Annotated in this window: 16 protein-coding genes; 8 read left to right on the forward strand and 8 right to left on the reverse strand. The window is 71.8% G+C overall.

Annotated elements, in window-relative coordinates; all coding sequences use genetic code 11:
* Positions 1 to 9 precede the first annotated feature (9 nt).
* Complete coding sequence (locus tag ACWEV3_RS04045) at positions 10 to 3,123, reverse strand: UvrD-helicase domain-containing protein (RefSeq protein ID WP_452612453.1); 3,114 nt, start codon at positions 3,121 to 3,123, stop codon at positions 10 to 12.
* Between the two features lie 93 nt (positions 3,124 to 3,216).
* Positions 3,217 to 3,792 carry a TetR/AcrR family transcriptional regulator gene (locus ACWEV3_RS04050; protein ID WP_452612454.1) on the reverse strand — a complete coding sequence of 192 codons (576 nt, stop codon included), beginning with the start codon at positions 3,790 to 3,792 and terminating at the stop codon, positions 3,217 to 3,219.
* A 353-nt stretch (positions 3,793 to 4,145) separates the two neighbouring features.
* Here ACWEV3_RS04050 and ACWEV3_RS04055 point away from each other — a divergent pair, with 353 nt between their 5' ends.
* Positions 4,146 to 4,274 (forward strand): hypothetical protein, encoded by a 129-nt coding sequence (locus tag ACWEV3_RS04055; protein ID WP_452612455.1) that lies wholly within the window; start codon positions 4,146 to 4,148, stop codon positions 4,272 to 4,274.
* A gap of 16 nt (positions 4,275 to 4,290) precedes the next feature.
* On the opposite strand, the gene ACWEV3_RS04060 is transcribed toward ACWEV3_RS04055, so the two are convergent.
* A complete protein-coding gene (locus tag ACWEV3_RS04060; RefSeq protein ID WP_452612456.1) occupies positions 4,291 to 5,115 on the reverse strand; it encodes a pentapeptide repeat-containing protein in 825 nt (274 codons plus the stop codon).
* A 162-nt stretch (positions 5,116 to 5,277) separates the two neighbouring features.
* Here ACWEV3_RS04060 and ACWEV3_RS04065 point away from each other — a divergent pair, with 162 nt between their 5' ends.
* Positions 5,278 to 6,402, forward strand: coding sequence for a hypothetical protein (locus ACWEV3_RS04065; RefSeq protein ID WP_452612457.1), 1,125 nt, complete (start codon positions 5,278 to 5,280; stop codon positions 6,400 to 6,402).
* Positions 6,403 to 6,468: 66 nt separating this feature from the next.
* Here the strand turns inward: ACWEV3_RS04065 and ACWEV3_RS04070 are convergent, their stop codons facing one another.
* Together ACWEV3_RS04070 and ACWEV3_RS04075 are read right to left on the reverse strand one after the other, a co-directional pair.
* Positions 6,469 to 7,680, reverse strand: a complete 1,212-nt coding sequence (locus ACWEV3_RS04070; RefSeq protein ID WP_452612458.1) for a GDSL-type esterase/lipase family protein — start codon at positions 7,678 to 7,680, stop codon at positions 6,469 to 6,471.
* Between the two features lie 61 nt (positions 7,681 to 7,741).
* The gene (locus tag ACWEV3_RS04075; RefSeq protein ID WP_452612459.1) at positions 7,742 to 8,149 is read right to left on the reverse strand and encodes a RidA family protein; all 408 of its coding nucleotides are present in this window, start codon (positions 8,147 to 8,149) and stop codon (positions 7,742 to 7,744) included.
* A 153-nt stretch (positions 8,150 to 8,302) separates the two neighbouring features.
* Here ACWEV3_RS04075 and ACWEV3_RS04080 point away from each other — a divergent pair, with 153 nt between their 5' ends.
* The 3 genes from ACWEV3_RS04080 to ACWEV3_RS04090 all read left to right on the forward strand — a co-directional run bounded on the left by ACWEV3_RS04080 (position 8,303) and on the right by ACWEV3_RS04090 (position 10,330).
* Positions 8,303 to 9,382 (forward strand): serine hydrolase domain-containing protein, encoded by a 1,080-nt coding sequence (locus ACWEV3_RS04080; RefSeq protein ID WP_452612460.1) that lies wholly within the window; start codon positions 8,303 to 8,305, stop codon positions 9,380 to 9,382.
* A gap of 82 nt (positions 9,383 to 9,464) precedes the next feature.
* Positions 9,465 to 9,923: a GNAT family N-acetyltransferase gene (locus tag ACWEV3_RS04085; protein ID WP_452612461.1), complete on the forward strand. Its 459-nt coding sequence runs from the start codon at positions 9,465 to 9,467 to the stop codon at positions 9,921 to 9,923.
* A gap of 20 nt (positions 9,924 to 9,943) precedes the next feature.
* Complete coding sequence (locus ACWEV3_RS04090) at positions 9,944 to 10,330, forward strand: VOC family protein (protein WP_452612462.1); 387 nt, start codon at positions 9,944 to 9,946, stop codon at positions 10,328 to 10,330.
* A gap of 6 nt (positions 10,331 to 10,336) precedes the next feature.
* On the opposite strand, the gene ACWEV3_RS04095 is transcribed toward ACWEV3_RS04090, so the two are convergent.
* From ACWEV3_RS04095 to ACWEV3_RS04105, 3 genes are all read right to left on the reverse strand, one after another.
* A complete protein-coding gene (locus ACWEV3_RS04095; protein ID WP_452612463.1) occupies positions 10,337 to 11,731 on the reverse strand; it encodes a carboxylesterase/lipase family protein in 1,395 nt (464 codons plus the stop codon).
* Positions 11,728 to 12,279, reverse strand: coding sequence for a GNAT family N-acetyltransferase (locus ACWEV3_RS04100; RefSeq protein WP_452612464.1), 552 nt, complete (start codon positions 12,277 to 12,279; stop codon positions 11,728 to 11,730). Before ACWEV3_RS04100 ends, ACWEV3_RS04095 begins: the two co-directional genes overlap by 4 nt.
* A 115-nt stretch (positions 12,280 to 12,394) precedes the next feature.
* Positions 12,395 to 13,381 (reverse strand): malate dehydrogenase, encoded by a 987-nt coding sequence (locus tag ACWEV3_RS04105; RefSeq protein WP_358598528.1) that lies wholly within the window; start codon positions 13,379 to 13,381, stop codon positions 12,395 to 12,397.
* A gap of 291 nt (positions 13,382 to 13,672) precedes the next feature.
* Between ACWEV3_RS04105 and ACWEV3_RS04110 the strand changes: the two genes are divergently transcribed.
* From ACWEV3_RS04110 to ACWEV3_RS04120, 3 genes are all read left to right on the forward strand, one after another.
* On the forward strand, positions 13,673 to 14,044 hold the full coding sequence (locus ACWEV3_RS04110; RefSeq protein WP_452612465.1) for a YciI family protein: 372 nt from the start codon (positions 13,673 to 13,675) through the stop codon (positions 14,042 to 14,044).
* Positions 14,026 to 15,246 (forward strand): RNA polymerase sigma factor, encoded by a 1,221-nt coding sequence (locus tag ACWEV3_RS04115; RefSeq protein WP_452612466.1) that lies wholly within the window; start codon positions 14,026 to 14,028, stop codon positions 15,244 to 15,246. The genes ACWEV3_RS04110 and ACWEV3_RS04115 overlap by 19 nt, the downstream gene beginning before the upstream one ends.
* Before the next feature lie 64 nt (positions 15,247 to 15,310).
* Positions 15,311 to 16,069: a DUF899 domain-containing protein gene (locus tag ACWEV3_RS04120; RefSeq protein ID WP_452612467.1), complete on the forward strand. Its 759-nt coding sequence runs from the start codon at positions 15,311 to 15,313 to the stop codon at positions 16,067 to 16,069.
* The last annotated feature ends 5 nt before the right edge of the window (positions 16,070 to 16,074 follow it).

Raw genomic sequence — 16,074 nt, forward strand, 5'->3', positions numbered from 1 at the left:
GCAACGGCGTCACAGCAGTGTCAGCTGCGCGGGACGCGGGCGGCGTGGTGCCGGGGTCGCGGCCTGGGTGGTGGTGTCGCCGAGGGCGGACAGGAACGGTGACGGCTGGCGGTCCTGGGTGCTGCCGCGGACCGTTCGCCGTGCCGCGCCGGTGAGGTAGAGGTGATCCTGGGCGCGGGTCATGCCGACGAAGAACAGGCGGCGTTCTTCGGCCACTTCCTCCGCGGTGGGTTCGGCGCCCGGCCAGCGCAGCGGCAGCAGGCCGTCCTCGCAGCCGACCAGGAACACCACCGGGAACTCCAGGCCCTTGGCGGCGTGCAGGGTCAGCAGGGAGATCGCCTCGGCTCGCGGGTCGAGCGTGTCGACCTCGGCGCCGAGCAGCACCTCGCGGCAGAACCGCGGCACGTCCTCACCGCAGCGCTGCGCCAGCGGCCCGAGCAGTTCCACCGCGGTGTGAATGTCGGGCCGGGTGTCCTCGGGCAGGGTGTCGGCGACCGTTTTCGCGGCCATGCGCAGCTGGTCGGTCACCGGGCCGGTGCGGTCGGCGACGTGCAGCAGTTCGCGGACCAGGAGGTCGACGCCGGGGCGGGCGGAAAGCCGGTCGTGCGACCGCTTCTGCACCGGCAGGCCGCAGCGGGTGAGCTCGTCGAGGATGGCGTGCGACTGCGAGTCCGTCCGGTACAGCACCGCGATGTCGTTGAACCCGATGCCGCCGGGGCCGTCGCCGAGGACCCTGCCGCTGTCGAGGGAGTGGAACGACGCGCCGCCGAGCAGCTGGTCGATCGTGCGCGCGACGAACGCCGCCTCCGCGCGCTCGTCGCCGGCCCGGTGGGCGACGATGCGGTGCGCCTCGCGGTCCGAAGCCGGGTGCAGCCGCCGGTCGGTGACCAGTGTGGACGGTGCGATGGCGCGGATCGCGCCGTCGAGGATGTGGGCGCCGCTGCGGTAGTTGCGGGTCAGCGCCCGGACCGGTGCGCGGGGGTAGTCCTGCTCGAAGCGCAGGAAGAAGCCGACGTCGGCGCCGCGGAAGGAGTAGATCGCCTGGTCGGGGTCGCCGATGGCGGTCAGGTTGGCTTCGGCCGGCGCGATCAGCCGCAGCAGCCGGTACTGGAGTTCGTCGACGTCCTGGTACTCGTCGACGGTGATCCACCGGTAGCGGCGGCGGTACTGCTCGGCGATGCCGGGATGGTCGGTGAGCAGCTGCACCGCGAGCACGACGAGGTCGTCGAAGTCGACGAGGTTCTGCTCGCGCAGTCCCGCCAGGTAGTCCGCCAGCACGGCTAGGGTTTCCGGGTCCGCCTCGCCGCCGCGGCGCGCCGGTGACAGCTGCGCCTTCACCCGCCGCGCGTTGCGTTCGTCGCCGGTGATGGCGGTGAGGATCTCCTGCTGGCGGGCGGCGTCGGCGAGCCCGAAGTCGGCGCCGAGCCCGAGTTCGCGGTGGTGTTCGCGCAGGATCTGCAGGCCGAAGGAGTGGAAGGTCGCCACGGTCATCCGCTGCGCGGGCGCGCCGATGAGCGCGTGCAGGCGTTCGGTCATCTCCTCGGCGGCGCGGCGGGTGAAGGTGATCGCGAGGCATTCCTCCGCCGGGACGTCGCGTTCCAGGACGAGGTGCGCCAGCCGGTGGGTGACGGTGCGGGTCTTGCCGGTGCCCGGCCCGGCGACGATCAGCAGCGGACCGCCCGGGACCTCGGCCGCGGCCCGCTGGTCGGGATCCAGCCCGGCGAGCACACCGGTCCCGGTGTTCCGGGTGGGAGCCGGCTGCGGCTCGGGTTCGGCTAGTGGCTGGGGGACCGGTGCGGCAGCGGGTTCGGGTTCCGGCTGCGGGGCGAACAGCGCGTCGTCGAACAGCGCGGGCGCATCGCCGGTGCGCAGGCGGGTGAGTTCGGCGGGTTCGAAAACGCGGATGGTGCCGTATTCGCCGTCGTAGCCGGGATCGCGCAGCACCTGGCCGTGCCGCAGCCGGTCGATCGCCTCGGCCACCGCGGCGTTGCTGCGGCGCAGCTCGTCGACCGGCACGTCCTGGAGGATCTGCAGTTCCGGGCCGTGGGCGGCGGTGAGGTCGCTGACCTCGCCGAAGACCTTCTTGCTCTTGGGTCCCACGCCGAGGACCTCGCCGACGATCTCCGGCAACGGGATGAGGTTGCGGAACCCGGCCGCGCCGGGTGGGCGGATGCCTTCGGGCCGGTCCGCGAGCGCGTCGATGCGGTGCAGCACGCCGACGGTCAGCGGCTTGTTGCAGCCCGGGCACAGTCCGCTGTGGGCGCGGGTGTCGCCCGGCTCGAAGCGCACCTGGCACTTGCGGTGCCCGTCGAGGTGGTACTTGCCCTCTTCGGGGAAGAACTCCACCGTGCCCGCGAAGCCCTCGCCGGTCTCCAGTGCGCGCTTGATCGCGAAGTAGTCCAGGTCGGTGTCGAAGACGCTGGCCTCGCGGCCCAGCATCGGCGGCGAATGCGCGTCGGAGTGGCTGACCAGCGTGTACTTGTCCAGCGCGGAGACCCGCCAGTTCATCTCCGGGTCGCTGGACAGCCCGGTCTCCAGTGCGAAGACGTGCCCGGCGAGGTCGCGGTAGCAGTCCTCGATCGCGTCGAACCCGGCCTTGGAGCCCAGCACCGCGAACCACGGCGTCCAGATGTGCGCGGGCACGAGGTAGGCGCCGTCGCCGGATTCGAGGGTGATCTCCAGGAGGTCCCGGGAATCCAGGCCGAGGATCGGGCGGCCGTCGGAGCCGAGGTTGCCGATGCGGCCCAGCCGCTGGTTGAACCGCTCGGCGGCGGCGAAGTCCGGCAGGTAGCAGAGGTGGTGGACCTTCCGGGTGCGTTCGCCGTGCTTGTAGATCGTCGAGATCTCGACCGACAGCATGAACCGCACCTGACCGCCGCAGTTGGCGGGCATGCCGCGGGTCATCGCGGCGTCGAGGTCGTCGCGCAGCCGGAACAGGCCGGGCTCGGCGGGTTCGAGGACTTCGCGCAGGTGCGCGAACCAGGCCGGGTGGGTGAAGTCCCCGGTCCCGACCAGCGTGATGCCCTTGCGGCGCGCCCACCAGGTCAGGTGCTCGATGTCGCAGTCCTTGCTGCAGGCGCGCGAGTACTTCGAATGGATGTGCAGATCGGCGTAGAAGCGCACCCCGGCGATCTTGCCAAAAGATCACCGGCGGCCGTCCGGGGGCCGGGCGAAGCGGCTGCCCGTCGATGAGCGGGTGGGTGACCGAGCGGTTGGTCAGCTCTCCGGCAGGCTCCGGTCCACCAGGTCGTCGACGATCTTGTCGATGCCGTACGGCTGCAGCAGTCCGGGGACCGTGAGGTCGTCGACGATGACGCCGAGCATGGCCAGGTAGAGCTGCAGCACGGTGGCGCGGTCGCCGGGCAGGCCTGCTTCGAGGTGCCAGTCGATGTTGCTCTTGAGCATGTCGGCGAAGGTGGTGGTCAGGTCTTCCTGCAGCTCCGGTCGGCGGGTGGCCTCCAGGCGCAGTTCGAGCATGGCGAGGTGGCTGCTGCGGTCGGCGCGCATCCGCTCGACGAGCTGGCGCAGCAGCGTGGCGGTGAGCTCGCGGCTGGGCGCGGCCTTCATCGTCTCGGCCATCTCGACCGGGTCCGGGGTGAGGCGCTCGTGGGTGCGGGCCATGATCTGGCGGAGCAGTTCCGCGCGGTTGGCGAAGTAGTTGGTCGTCGTGCCGGTGGGAACGCCCGCTTCCTTGTCCACGGAACGCAGCGTCAGCCCGCGCGACCCGTCCCGCGCGAGGACCTCGATCGCGGCATCCAGCAGGGCGGTGCGGCGGGCGGGGTTCTGTCGCATGTCGATCTCCCGAAACTCGTTGACACCACTTCAAATGCAGTACTACGTTTCAACCACTTCAATCACAGTATCTCAATCGAAGTTGGAAGTGAGGACCCGAGATGCGAGTTCGCCCGAAGCGCCAACACCGCCCGCAGCCACCGATGCCGCGCCCCGCCCCCGGCCGCCGCCCAAGCCCGCAACCCGGCGGTAACGCGCACCCCTGCCGCCCAGCGATCCACGACCGGACGGCAGATCGACGTTGAAATTCCTCCAGACCGCCACGATGCTGTCCGCCACGATCGCCTGCGCGCTGATGGCCGGGCTGTTCGCCTGAGAAGACCTGGGCCACCTGGAACATCGTCCGCGCCCTCGTGCACACCGCGGCATTCGCGTGCCTGCTGTGGTCCCTGGTCGTCTACGGCTCCCAGCGGGTCGACGACGGCCAGCCGGCCGCGCTGCAAGCCGGTCACGCCCGTTCCGTCGTCGTCCACGGCGGCTGAGCGGCAGCGCGGCCGATCACCAGTGCGCGGGGCGGGAAAGCGCCGGGGGCAGCTTCGTGGCGGCATCGCCCTTGGCGGCGTTGAGCTGGGCCTGGGTGAGGAAGATCGCGCCGGTGAGGTCGGCCCCGCGCAGGTTCGTGTCGCGGAAGTCCGCGCCGATCACGTCGGCCGAGCGCAGATCGGCACCGCGCAGGTCGGCCGCGATGAGGTAGGCGCCGCGGAGGTTGGCGCCGCGCAGGTCGGCGCCGCGCAGCTTGGCTCCGATGAGGTCCGCGCCCCGGTGGTTCTTCTTGCGGCCCGAGACCTTGGCCCGCACGAGCTCGCTGGTGCGCAGCAGCAGGGTGTTGATGTCGTGGCGCAGCGCCGCGACATCGACATCGGTGAGCTCATCGGCGCTGCCGCGGGTCAGCGCTTCGGTGTCCTCCAGCGCCTTGCGGAGGTCGTCGTGCACGGGCTCGGCCGCCGGGAGGGTCAGGGCTTCGGCGAGGTACCAGAGCAGCTCGTGGAGCTGGCGCATCACCGGGAACACCGCGAACATCTTCCCGGCGGTGCGCGGGGCCTGCCGCCAGTCCGTGCCGCCGAAGGTGACCTGCGAGACCTTCTGCCCGGCGCCGAAGCAGTCGAAGACGGTGCAGCCGGGAAAACCCCGCTCGCGCAGCTGCGAGTGGACGCCGCAGCGGAAGTCGTCCAGCAGGTTCCTGCACGGCGTCCCGGCGTCCTTGTTCACGGCGAAGTCGGCCGAGGCGGCGAAGGGCAGTGCCACGCAGCACAGTCCGAAGCAGTTCGCGCAGTCTGCATGCAGACCGCCATCGGCGGGTGGGGCTTGGTGCTGGTCGGACAACGTGCGTGATCTCCTGCCGCGAGGCGTTCTCTCGTCCTATTCTCCCCGACCGGATGCGGCGGGCCGGACGCAGGTCGTGCTGCCGGGGCGGGTCCCGGGGGCGGCGGCGTGCCCGCCAGCAGGTCCGACGTGCCGCCGGTCGCGGTTGATAACGTCCGCGGCATGGGTGAGCAGCAGGTGCGCGACGCGACGTCCGAGGAGCAGGCCGAAGGGGTGTGCCGGTTCCCCGGATGCTCGCGGGAGGTCGTGCGCACCGGCGGCCCGGGGCGCCCCTCGGAGTACTGCGATCTTCCCGAACACACCCGCTGGCGCGCCTGGAAGGAACGGCAGCGCCTGCAAGCCGTGCAGGATCAGGCCGAGGTTTCGCCGGTCGCGGCCGTCGAGTACGACAGCGCGCGGCTGCGGGCCGAGGAGTTGCTGCGGCAGTACCGGCTCCTGTCGGAGCAATTGACCCGGAATCTGCGTGCCGGGATCGCCGAACTCGGTACGATCGCTGATCCCAGCGCGGCGGAGGCGCAGATCCAGGCGGCCCAAGCCGAAGCCGCGCACCGCATCGCGCAGGCCGAGAAAGCCCTGGCCACCGCGCAGCAGCAGCGTCGCGACGCCGAACAGGCGCGCAGCGCCGCCGAGGCGGCGGCAGAGGACGCCACCGCGGCCGCGGAAACCGCCGGGCAGGAGGCCGAAAGCGCCCGCAAGGAACGGGATGATGCCGTGGAACGGGCGGACCAAGCCGAGCGGCGGGCGCGTCAGGACATCGAGGCGGCGCGCAACGAAGCCGAGGTCGCCACCGCGGCGGCCCGGCGCGACGCCGAGCGGCAGATCGCCGACGCGCGCAACTCCATCGAGCAGGCGAAGGCGAGCGCGGCGGCGGAAATCCAAGCGGCGCAAGAGGAAGCGCGGCGGCAGATGGATGCCGCGGCGCAGCAGCAGGCGGCGGCGGTGGAGCGGGCGGCGCGCGCCGAGCAATCGGCGGAGACCGCGCAGGGACAGCTGGACGAGCTCAAGCGCGTAGCGGAGGAAGCGCGCGCGGAGGTGCAGCGCCAGCGCGACGAGCTCGCAGTGCTGCGCGAGCAGCAGGCGGCGGAACTCCAGCAGCTGCGGACAGAGGCCGCGGAGCGGATGGAGACCGAGCGCACCGCCGCCGCGCAGCGGGTGGCGGCGGTGCAGGACGCGCGGGAGCAGTCGCTGGCACGCGCGGAGCGCGCCGAACGGCAGCTCGACGCGGCGACGGAGGAGCTGCGTGCTCTGCGGGCAGCTGCGGCGCCGCCGCCCGTGGAGCCGGCGTAGCAACCTTCGGGTCACCGCGCCGCCTGCCTCCCGGTTCCGCAGCAGGTAGGCGGCGCGGTGACGTAGTCAGCGGGCGCGTTCGGCGGTGAACGGGCCGTCGGAGCCGAAGGCCCGTTCGGCGAAGCGTTCGCCGATGCGGCGGTGGGTGGCGGCGTCCGGGTGGAGCCGGTCGGGCAGCGGCAGCTCGGCGAAGTCCGCCTCGCCGTAGAGCTCGAGGCCGTCGAGGTGGTGCAGGTTCGGGTCGTCGGCCGCGCGCTGCTTCACGATGCGGGCGAGCTCCTCCCGGATGACGCTCAGCGTCAGCTTCCCGGCCGCGCGCTCCGCGGGGTCGCCGGTGGCCCGGAACTGCACCTTGCCGGCTCGGAGCGCGTCGATGTCGAAAGCGCCGGGGCCGGGGGTGTCCTCGTGGATGGGGCACAGGATCGGCGAGACGACCAGCAGCGGCGTCGTGGGATGTCCTTCGCGGATGGTGTCGAGGAAGCCGTGCACTGCTGGGGTGAAGGCGCGCAGGCGCATCAGGTCGGCGTTGACGACGTTGATGCCGATCTTGACGCTGATCAGGTCCGCGGGGGTGTCGCGCAGGGTGCGGGCGGTGAACGGGTCGAGCAACGCGCTGCCGCTGAAGCCCAGGTTGATCAGTTCCACGTCGCCGAGGGCGGCGGCCAGCGCGGGCCAGATCGTGCTGGGACTGGCCGCGTTGGAGCCGTGGCTGATGGAGCTGCCGTGGTGCAGCCACACCCTGCGCAGCCCGGTCGGCACCGGCTCGACCGGGGCGTCGGTGCGCAGGGCTACCAGTTGCGTGAGCTCGTTGTGCGGCAGCCAGATCTCGACCTCCTTGACGCGGTCGGGCAGCCCGGCGAACCGGACGGTGCCGACCGGGCCGGGCCGGGTCTCGGTGGAGCCGGTGGCGATGTCCACGGTCACAACGTTGCCGCCCGGCGCACTCGCCTGGTCGGTCAGGCGGCCGTCGACGAGCAGGTCGTAGACGCTGCCGGGGCGCGGCGGAAGACCTTGGTAGACGGTCTTGGTGGGGAGGACGTCCAGCTCGATGACCGTGGCCCGGGTGCTGACGACCAACCGCACGCCGGAGGGCTGGGACTCGGCCGTGGCCAGCTGCCCATCGGTGTACTGCGCACGCGCCCAGGCCGGCAGCCGGTGCGGCAGCAACCCGTGCTCGGTGCGTTCCAGGTCGAGCGCACCGCGCAGGAGATCCGCGGTGATGGGGGTGGTGACCCGGGCCTGCGGCCCGGTGCTGGCGGCGTCGTGCGCGTGGTTCATGACCACCAGCCTGTCAATTGGTTTCCCGATCCGCACCTGGATTTCGCGTCGCGGGCTCGGCTCAGGGGTTCACGGCGGCCAGCGCGTCGATCTCGACCAGCTGGTCGTCGTAGCCGAGCACCGTGACGCCCAGCAGGGTGCTGGGCGGGGCGTGGTCGCCGAAGTGGTCGCGCACCACTTCCCACGTCGTGACCAGGTCGGCCTGCCGCGTGGCGGCCACGTAGACGGTCGTCTTGACGACATCGGACAGTCGGGCCCCGGCGTCGGTCAGGGCGGTTTCGAGGTTGCGCATCATCTGGTGCGCCTGTGCGGCGTAATCGCCGACGGCCACTGTCGCGCCGGCCTCGTCGAGCGGGCAGGCTCCGGCGGCGAAGACGAGTTGCGAGTCGGGGCGCACGACCGCGCCGTAGGCGTATTCGGCCACATCGGACAGTTTTCCGCTGCGGATCAGGCGGAACGCATCGGACATAACGTCACCCTACCGGCGGGCGCCGCGATGGGGGCTTTCGCTCGTCGCGAAAAAGGAGTTGATCGTCCGAATAGTCTGGTTGTCAGTGGGCGGTCGCTGAGCCGGATCCGCCGGAACCTGTTCCACAGTGGACACCGAAAGGGCTGGAGGACGATGGAACCGCGGGGCGTGGTGGACGACCGGTTCGCCAAGGTGGCCGAGACCTTCGCGCAGCTGCTGGCCGGCGGCCGCGAGACCGGTGCCGGGCTGGTGGTGCGCCACGGCGGCGAGGAGGTCGTGCGGCTCTCCGGCGGGTGGGCCGATGCCGCGCGCACCCGCCCATGGCGCGAGGACACGCTCGTGCACGTCTACTCGGTCAGCAAGCCGTTCGCCGCCCTGACCCTGCTGAAGGTGCTCGCCGAAGCCGGGATCGCGCTGGACACCCCGGTGGCCGCGCTGTGGCCGGACTACGCGGCGGCCGGCAAGTCGGCGACCACGCTGCGCCAGCTGCTCAGCCACCAGACCGGGCAACCGGTGTTCCCCGCCGCCGCGGACCCGTTCGACGACGCCGGGCTGCGCGCGCAGCTGGCCGCGGCCGCGCCGGAATGGCCGCCGGGCACGGCGGTGGCCGAACACGGCCTGACCTACGGTCATCTGCTCGACGGCGTCGTGCGGTCGGTCACCGGGCGCTCGCTGGGGACGGTGTTCCGGGAGGACATCGCGGGACCGCTGGGGCTGGATGCGCACTTCGGGGTTCCTGAAGCGGACCTGGGGCGGGTCGCGGAGCTGGAGGTCGCCGACCCGGAGTCCTGGAAGTTCGGCGAGCCGGGCGATCTGACGCACCGCGCGCTGGCGGTACCGCCCGGCGCGTTCGACGTGGCGCTGCACAACTCCGAGCGCTGGCGCCGCGCCGAGTTCCCGGCGATCGGCATGCACACCACCGCCCGGGCGCTGTGCGGGTTCTTCGCCGGGCTGGCCGACGCCGACGGGCCGGTGGCGCGGCTGCTGGGCGGGAAACTGCACGGGGAGTTCATCCGGCCGCAGGTCAGCGGGCGGGATCTGTTCCTCGGCTTCGACGTGACGTGGACGCTGGGCCTGCAGCACTACGACGGAGACCTGGCCATGGGCGGACTGGGCGGCTCCACGGCATGGGTGTCGCGGAAGCACGGGTATTCCTGCGCGTTCGTGACCCGGCACCTCGCCGGCCCGCACCGGATGATGGCGCTGGAGGAAGCCATCGAGTCGGTCTGGTGAACCGGGCTTCCGGTGCGGCGGGGCGCGCCGGGTGTCATGGGGTTGGCGCCGGGTGTCATGGGGTTGGTATTGACTGGTTGCCATGGCAATCAAGATCGATGACGCGACGGTCGCCGATACCGAACGGCTGACGCGGATCGTGCGGACCAGCAGCGCCTACGACGGGCACTACCGGGTGATGGTGGCCGATCTGGGTATCGACGCCGAGTACCTGGCGGCGCACCTGGTACGGGTCGCCCGCGACGAGTCGGGCCGGCCGCTGGGCTTCTGCACGGTGATCGTCCCGGGGCGTGGCGGCGCCGGAGAAGGAGAGCTCGACTTCATGTTCGTCGACGACGCCGCGCAGGGCCGGGGCGTGGGCCGGATGCTCATCGACGACGCCCGCGCGCAGGCCCGCGCCCGGGGTTTGCGGCGGGTTCACGTGGTGTCGCACCCGCCGTCGGAGGGCTTCTACCTGTCGGTCGGGGCTCAGCGTGTGGGGACGGTTCCCGCGGAGGGTGCGATCACGTGGTCCCGTCCGCATCTGGTGCTCGAACTGTAGGCGGCACCTACCGTGTCGACATGCGAATCTCACGTCTGCAGTTCGTGTCGGTGCCGGTGGCCGACCACGTCAAGGCCCGCGAGTTCTACGTCGACGTCCTCGGCTTCGAGCTGGTCGTGGACATCGCCGGCCCGCACGGCCAGTTCGTCATGGTCGCCCCGTCCGGCGCGCAGACCGGTGTGGTGCTGGTCGACTTCAGCGTCGACGGGCGCGAATTCGGCGGGCCCGTGCACCTGCAGTTCCACACCGACGACCTGGACGCCGATATCGCGGAACTGCGCGCCGCGGGAGTGGAGGCCGGGAACCCGCAGGAGGTGCCGTGGGGCCGGATGACGACCTTCACCGATCTCGACGGCAACCCGATCTCGCTGCTGCAGCCCTCGGCGATGGGCAACCGGCCGGGCTGACGCCGGTCACCGCATGGCGCGCCAGGGTTCGCCGCCGGCCCGGTCGAGCTGGTCGCCGGGTGTCGCCCAGGTGTGCACCGGGGTTTCGCCGGGCGTGACCTGTGGCCAGCCGGGGTCGCCGGTGCGGGCGAAGTCGTGCCAGGCGCGCATCATGCGCCGGGACAGGGCTTGGTCGTGGTGGTCGGGTGGGCCGCCGAGGAGGAAGTCCGCCGCGGCGAGGTTGCCGAAGTTCAGCGGCACATCGGCACCGTGCCAGGCGTGGACTCCGGGGCGGCTGCGGGCGAAACGGGCCAGGTGCGCCCGCCCGCCGTGGCGTGCGTGGTGCTCGGCCAGCCGCGTGCTGTGGGCCGCGAAGATCGCGTCGCCGAACAGGGCGAGATAGGCATCGCGCGGCGAGGACGCGAGGGCGAGGTAGCGCGCGGCGACGGTATCCGGGATGGCCATGGCGTGGGCGAAGGCGCGCAGCTGGACACCGGTGTCGACGCGCTTGATGGTGTCCAGTGCATCGAACAGCCAGTACTCCTCTGCCGTGTGGCAGACCAGGATGTCGACGGTCGTGTCGTGCACTGTGGACAGTGGTGCCGCGGGCAGCGTGCGGCCGTCGACGACGGGGCCGAACAGGACCGGGTCGTACTGTCGCCGGGAACCGGGCTGCGGGGCGCCGGAGACTTCGGTCGCGGCGGCGACGAGTTCGCGGGGCGGGGCCGTCTGCGGATCGGTGCCCAGCCGCGTGGTGATCTCGGCGGTGATGGCCGCGGCGGCGTCGGTGGTGAAGTAGGAGTCGGGGACGCTGTGCAGGATGGCGCGGCGGAACAGCCCGCGTGCCTGCGGCATGAGCAGCAGGCACGCCGCCGATCCGGCACCGGCGGACTGCCCGGCGACCGTCACGTTGCCCGGGTCGCCGCCGAACGCGGCGATGTTCTCCCGCACCCAGCGCAGCGCGGCGATCTGGTCCAGCAGGCCGCGGTTGTCGGGATGGCCGGGCAGATGCCCGAACCCTTCGAAACCCAGCCGGTAGTTGGCGGTGACGACGACGAGCCCGGTTGCGGCCAGGGCGGTGCCGTCGTAGTCGGGCTGGGCGGTGGAACCGAAGGTGTAGGCGCCGCCGTGGATCCACACCAGCACCGGGAGCCGGTGCGCGGCCGGCGGCGCCCAGACGTTGAGGGTGAGCACGTCGTCGGCGCCGGACCACGTCGGCGCGCCGGGCAGTTCCGCGTCCTGGGGTGCGATGGGGCCGAACGCCACGCAGTCGCGCACCCCGTTCCAGGTCTCTGCCGGCCTGGGCGGCTGGTACCGGTTCGGCCCGAACGGTGCTGCGGCGTATGGGATTCCGAGGAACGAGTGGACTGCGCCGTGGCGGCCGCGAATCCGGCCGGCGGCGGTGGTGACCTCGGGCGTCACCGCGGGGCCGGGCGGGTCAGCCGCCAGATGACGTCGATGCCCTCTTCGCTGCCCGATCGGGGGTCACGACTGGGGCTGCGGCGGTCGACGCAGGTGAAACCGAGGCGTTGCGGGATGCGCCCGCTGGCGGTGTTCGCCGCGTCGTGCCAGATCTCCACCCGGTCGATGCCCGGCAGCGCGAACGCCTCGTCGACCAGCGCGGCGGTGCTGGTGGTGGCCAGGCCGAGACCGGTGTAGTCGGGGTGCAGCCAGTACCCGATCTCCAGGCCGCCGGAGCCGATGCGGCGTTCCATGGCGACGCAGCCGGCGATCGCGCCGTCGACGATGATGGCGTAGGTGTAGGCACTGCCGGTGTGCCAATTGCGGTCGCAGCGGTCGAGGAACTCGACGGCGGTGTCCAGCGAGTAGTCCCCGGCGGCCCACGGCATCCACGGCCGGAGGTGCGGCAGGGCCTCGGTGACCACTCGGTGCATCTCGGCGAGATCGCCACCGCGCCAGCGGCGCAACACCGCCGATTCGAGGGTGATCAGTTCCGGGGGGTGGGCCATGCGCCGATGGTCCTGCCCCGCGGCCGGTCCCGGCAACCGAATATCACCGGATCCGCATAGCCGAAGTGGGCCGCCCCGCAACCGGGACGGCCCACTTCGGCTATGCGCGAGTGGCTCAGATCAGGCCGAGCTTGCTGACCGCGTCGCGCTCCTCGACGAGCTCGTTGACCGAGGCGTCGATGCGCTCGCGGGAGAACTCGTCGATCTCCAGGCCCTGCACGATCTCGAACTTGCCGTCGCGGGCGGTGACCGGGAACGACGAGATCAGACCCTCAGGCACGCCGTAGGAGCCGTCGGAGACCACGGCCGCCGAGGTCCAGTCGCCCTCGGGCGTGCCGTTGACCCAGGTGTGCACGTGGTCGATGGCGGCGTTGGCGGCCGAGGCGGCCGAGGACGCGCCGCGGGCCTCGATGATGGCCGCGCCGCGCTTGGCGACGGTCGGGATGAACTCGTCGGCCAGCCAGGCCTGCTCGACCTGCTCAGCGGCGATCTTGCCGCCGACCTCGGCGTGGAAGAGGTCGGGGTACTGGGTGGCGGAGTGGTTGCCCCAGATGGTGAGCTTCTTGATGTCGGTGATCGACACGTTCAGCTTCTGCGCCAGCTGGGACAGCGCCCGGTTGTGGTCCAGGCGGGTCATCGCGGTGAACCGCTCGGCGGGCACGTCCGGCGCGTGGGCCTGGGCGATGAGGGCGTTGGTGTTGGCCGGGTTGCCGACCACCAGCACGCGCACGTCGTCGGCGGCACCGGCGTTGATCGCCTCGCCCTGCGGCTTGAAGATGCCGCCGTTGGCCTCCAGCAGGTCGCCGCGCTCCATGCCCTTGGTGCGCGGGCGAGCGCCTACCAGCAGCGCGACGTTGGTGCCGTCGAACGCGGTGCGGGCATCGTCGGTGATGTCGATGCTCTGCAGCAGCGGGAAGGCGCAGTCGTCGAGCTCCATCGCGGTGCCCTCGGCCGCCTTGACCGCCTGCGGGATCTCCAGCAAGCGGAGCTTGATCGGGGTGTCGGGCCCGATGAGCTGACCGGATGCGATCCGGAACAGCAACGCGTAGCCGATCTGACCGGCCGCACCGGTAACGGTCACGGTGACGGGAGCTTGGGTCATGAGGTTTCGTTCTCCTGCTCGCCGGGTGATTGCCTAGCCGGATGCTATCCCCAGCGCGCCGGTGCCGTTGCGTGCCCGCCACGGATCACAGTGGACCGCGCGCCTGACCGATTCAGCCGCGACCGGCGGCGAGAGGCAGACCACAGTCCGGCGGCCGCATGATCATCGGTACGTGCTGGGTGGCGGCCCGCGGAAATTCTTCGCACCGTGGTGTCGATCCGGCGCGGAGCCGTTCGTGTAGTGGGTGAGGAGCCGGGGCGGAGCCGGCTTCACGAGCGCGAGGAGAACGCGATGAAGCAGTACCTGCTCAGCATCTACCAGCCCGACGGGCCCACGCCGCCACCGGAGGTGCTGGAGCCGATCATGCGCGACGTGCAGGCGGTGAACGCCGAGATGCAGGCCGCCGGGGCGTGGGTGTTCGCCGCCGGCCTGCACCCGCCGACCACCGCGACCGTGCTGCACGCGAAGGGCGCCGACGTGCTCACCACCGACGGCCCGTACACCGAGGGCAAGGAGCACCTGGGCGGGTTCACCATCATCCGGGCGGCCGACCTGGACGCCGCGCTGGAGTGGGGCCGCAAGCTGGCGAAGGCGATCACCCTGCCCATCGAGGTGCGGCCGTTGCAGGACGACGAGGGCGAGACGTGCCGGTCGTCGGCGTAGCGGAGATCGAACGGGTCTTCCGCGCGGAGTACGGCCGCGCGGTGGCGGTCCTGGTCCGCTTCTTCGGCGACATCGACATCGCCGAGGAAGCCGTCCAGGACGCCTTCGCCACGGCCGTGGCGAAATGGCCATCGGCGGGCCTGCCGCCGAGTCCGGCGGGCTGGATCATCACCACGGCGCGCAACCGGGCGGTCGACCGGCTGCGCCGGGAGGTCTCCCGCGAGGACCGGCACGCGCAGGCCGCGCTGCTGCACGCCCGCGACGAGCCGGAGCAGGAGGGGCCCGTGCACGACGACCGGTTGCGGCTGATCTTCACGTGCTGCCACCCGGCGCTGTCCACCGGCGCGCAGGTGGCGCTGACGCTGCGGCTGCTCGGCGGGCTGAGCACCGCGGAGATCGCGCGGGCGTTCCTGGTGGCCGAGCCGGCGATGGCCCAGCGGCTGGTGCGCGCCAAGGGCAAGATCCGCGACGCCGGGATTCCGTACCGGGTGCCGAGCGAAGCCGACCTGCCGGACCGGCTGCGCGCGGTGCTGGCCGTGGTCTACCTCGTGTTCAACGAGGGCCACACCGCCAGCTCGGGGCCTCGGCTGGTCCGCGAGGACCTGTGCGCGGAGGCCGTCCGGCTGGGGCGGCTGCTGGCCGGGCTGATGCCCGACGAGCCGGAGGTCCTGGGGCTGCTGGCGCTGATGCTGCTGGTCGAATCGCGGCGGGCGGCGCGCACGACCGCCGATGGCGCACTGGTGCTGCTGGCCGATCAGGACCGCGGCCGCTGGGATCGCGACCTCATCGCCGAAGGCCAGGCCCTCGTGCGCCGCTGCCTGCGCCGCAACCAGCCCGGCCCCTACCAGATCCAGGCGGCGATCAACGCCGTGCACAGCGACGCGCCGACCGCCGCCGACACCGATTGGCGGCAGATCCGGGCGCTGTACGACCAGTTGCTGACGGTGTCGCCGAGCCAGGTGGTGGCGCTGCACCGCGCGGTCGCCGTCGCGGAGGTCGAGGGCCCGGAAGCGGGACTGGCCCTGGTGGACGAGCTCGACCTCGGCGGATACCACGTGTTCCACACCGTCCGCGCGGACCTGCTGCGCCGCTTGGGGCGCGTCGAGGAGGCGGCGCGGGCCTACGACGCGGCGATCGCGGGAACCGACAACGCTGCCGAACGCGAGTTCTTGCAGCACGCACGCCGGGCGCTGGCGCGATGAGTTTCGCGCCGCGCGCCGGTCTACCCGTGGTGCAGGCGAAACCACGAGGTTGACGGAGTATGTGATGAGCGTTCCCGACATCGTTTCGCGCGAGGAGTGGCTGGCGGCCCGCCGCGATTTCCTGGTGCGGGAGAAGGAGTTCACCCGCACCCGCGACGCGCTCAACGCCGACCGGCGGCGGCTGCCGATGGTCGAGATCGACGCGGACTACCGGTTCGAGGGCCCGGCCGGGCCGGTCGGCCTGCCGGAGCTGTTCGACGGGCGGCCGCAGCTGGTGATCTACCACGCGATGTTCGATCCGAGGTGGGACGGCGCCTGCCGGAGCTGCTCGTCGTTCATCGACCAGATCGGGCACCTGGCCCACCTGCACGCCCGCGGCACGTCGCTGGTCCTGGTATCGCGCGCGCCGCTGGCCAAGATCGAGGCGTTCCGGGCCAGGATGGGCTGGACCGTGCCCTGGTACTCCTCCTACGGCAGCGACTTCAACTACGACTTCCACGTGACGCTGGACGAGTCGGTGCGCCCGGTGGAGTACAACTACCGCACCGCCGAGGAGCACCGGCGGGCCGGCACCGGCTACTACGTCTCCGGTGAGCAGCCGTTCGAGCTGCCCGGGCTGAGCTGCTTCCTGCGCGTCGGCGACCGCGTGTTCCACACCTACTCGACCTACGGGCGGGGCATGGACGTGCTGGGCAGCACCACGAGTTTCCTGGACCTGACCGCCCTGGGGCGGCAGGAGGACTGGGAGGAACCCGAGGGCCGTGCCACCGGGCTGGGTGCCCCTGCGGGCAGCCCGCAGGTGAAGTACCACGACGAGTACTGACCACG

This window comes from Saccharopolyspora sp. NPDC003752 (assembly GCF_053605825.1).

What these genes read in the sequence shown, in the direction of transcription:
- ACWEV3_RS04050 (WP_452612454.1), bottom strand. Translation starts at nt 3,792, where the DNA reads ATGCGACAGAACCCCGCCCGCCGCACCGCCCTGCTGGATGCCGCGATC.
- ACWEV3_RS04065 (WP_452612457.1), top strand. Translation starts at nt 5,278, where the DNA reads ATGGGTGAGCAGCAGGTGCGCGACGCGACGTCCGAGGAGCAGGCCGAA.
- ACWEV3_RS04070 (WP_452612458.1), bottom strand. Translation starts at nt 7,680, where the DNA reads ATGAACCACGCGCACGACGCCGCCAGCACCGGGCCGCAGGCCCGGGTC.
- ACWEV3_RS04075 (WP_452612459.1), bottom strand. Translation starts at nt 8,149, where the DNA reads ATGTCCGATGCGTTCCGCCTGATCCGCAGCGGAAAACTGTCCGATGTG.
- ACWEV3_RS04080 (WP_452612460.1), top strand. Translation starts at nt 8,303, where the DNA reads ATGGAACCGCGGGGCGTGGTGGACGACCGGTTCGCCAAGGTGGCCGAG.
- ACWEV3_RS04085 (WP_452612461.1), top strand. Translation starts at nt 9,465, where the DNA reads ATGGCAATCAAGATCGATGACGCGACGGTCGCCGATACCGAACGGCTG.
- ACWEV3_RS04090 (WP_452612462.1), top strand. Translation starts at nt 9,944, where the DNA reads ATGCGAATCTCACGTCTGCAGTTCGTGTCGGTGCCGGTGGCCGACCAC.
- ACWEV3_RS04100 (WP_452612464.1), bottom strand. Translation starts at nt 12,279, where the DNA reads ATGGCCCACCCCCCGGAACTGATCACCCTCGAATCGGCGGTGTTGCGC.
- ACWEV3_RS04105 (WP_358598528.1), bottom strand. Translation starts at nt 13,381, where the DNA reads ATGACCCAAGCTCCCGTCACCGTGACCGTTACCGGTGCGGCCGGTCAG.
- ACWEV3_RS04110 (WP_452612465.1), top strand. Translation starts at nt 13,673, where the DNA reads ATGAAGCAGTACCTGCTCAGCATCTACCAGCCCGACGGGCCCACGCCG.
- ACWEV3_RS04120 (WP_452612467.1), top strand. Translation starts at nt 15,311, where the DNA reads ATGAGCGTTCCCGACATCGTTTCGCGCGAGGAGTGGCTGGCGGCCCGC.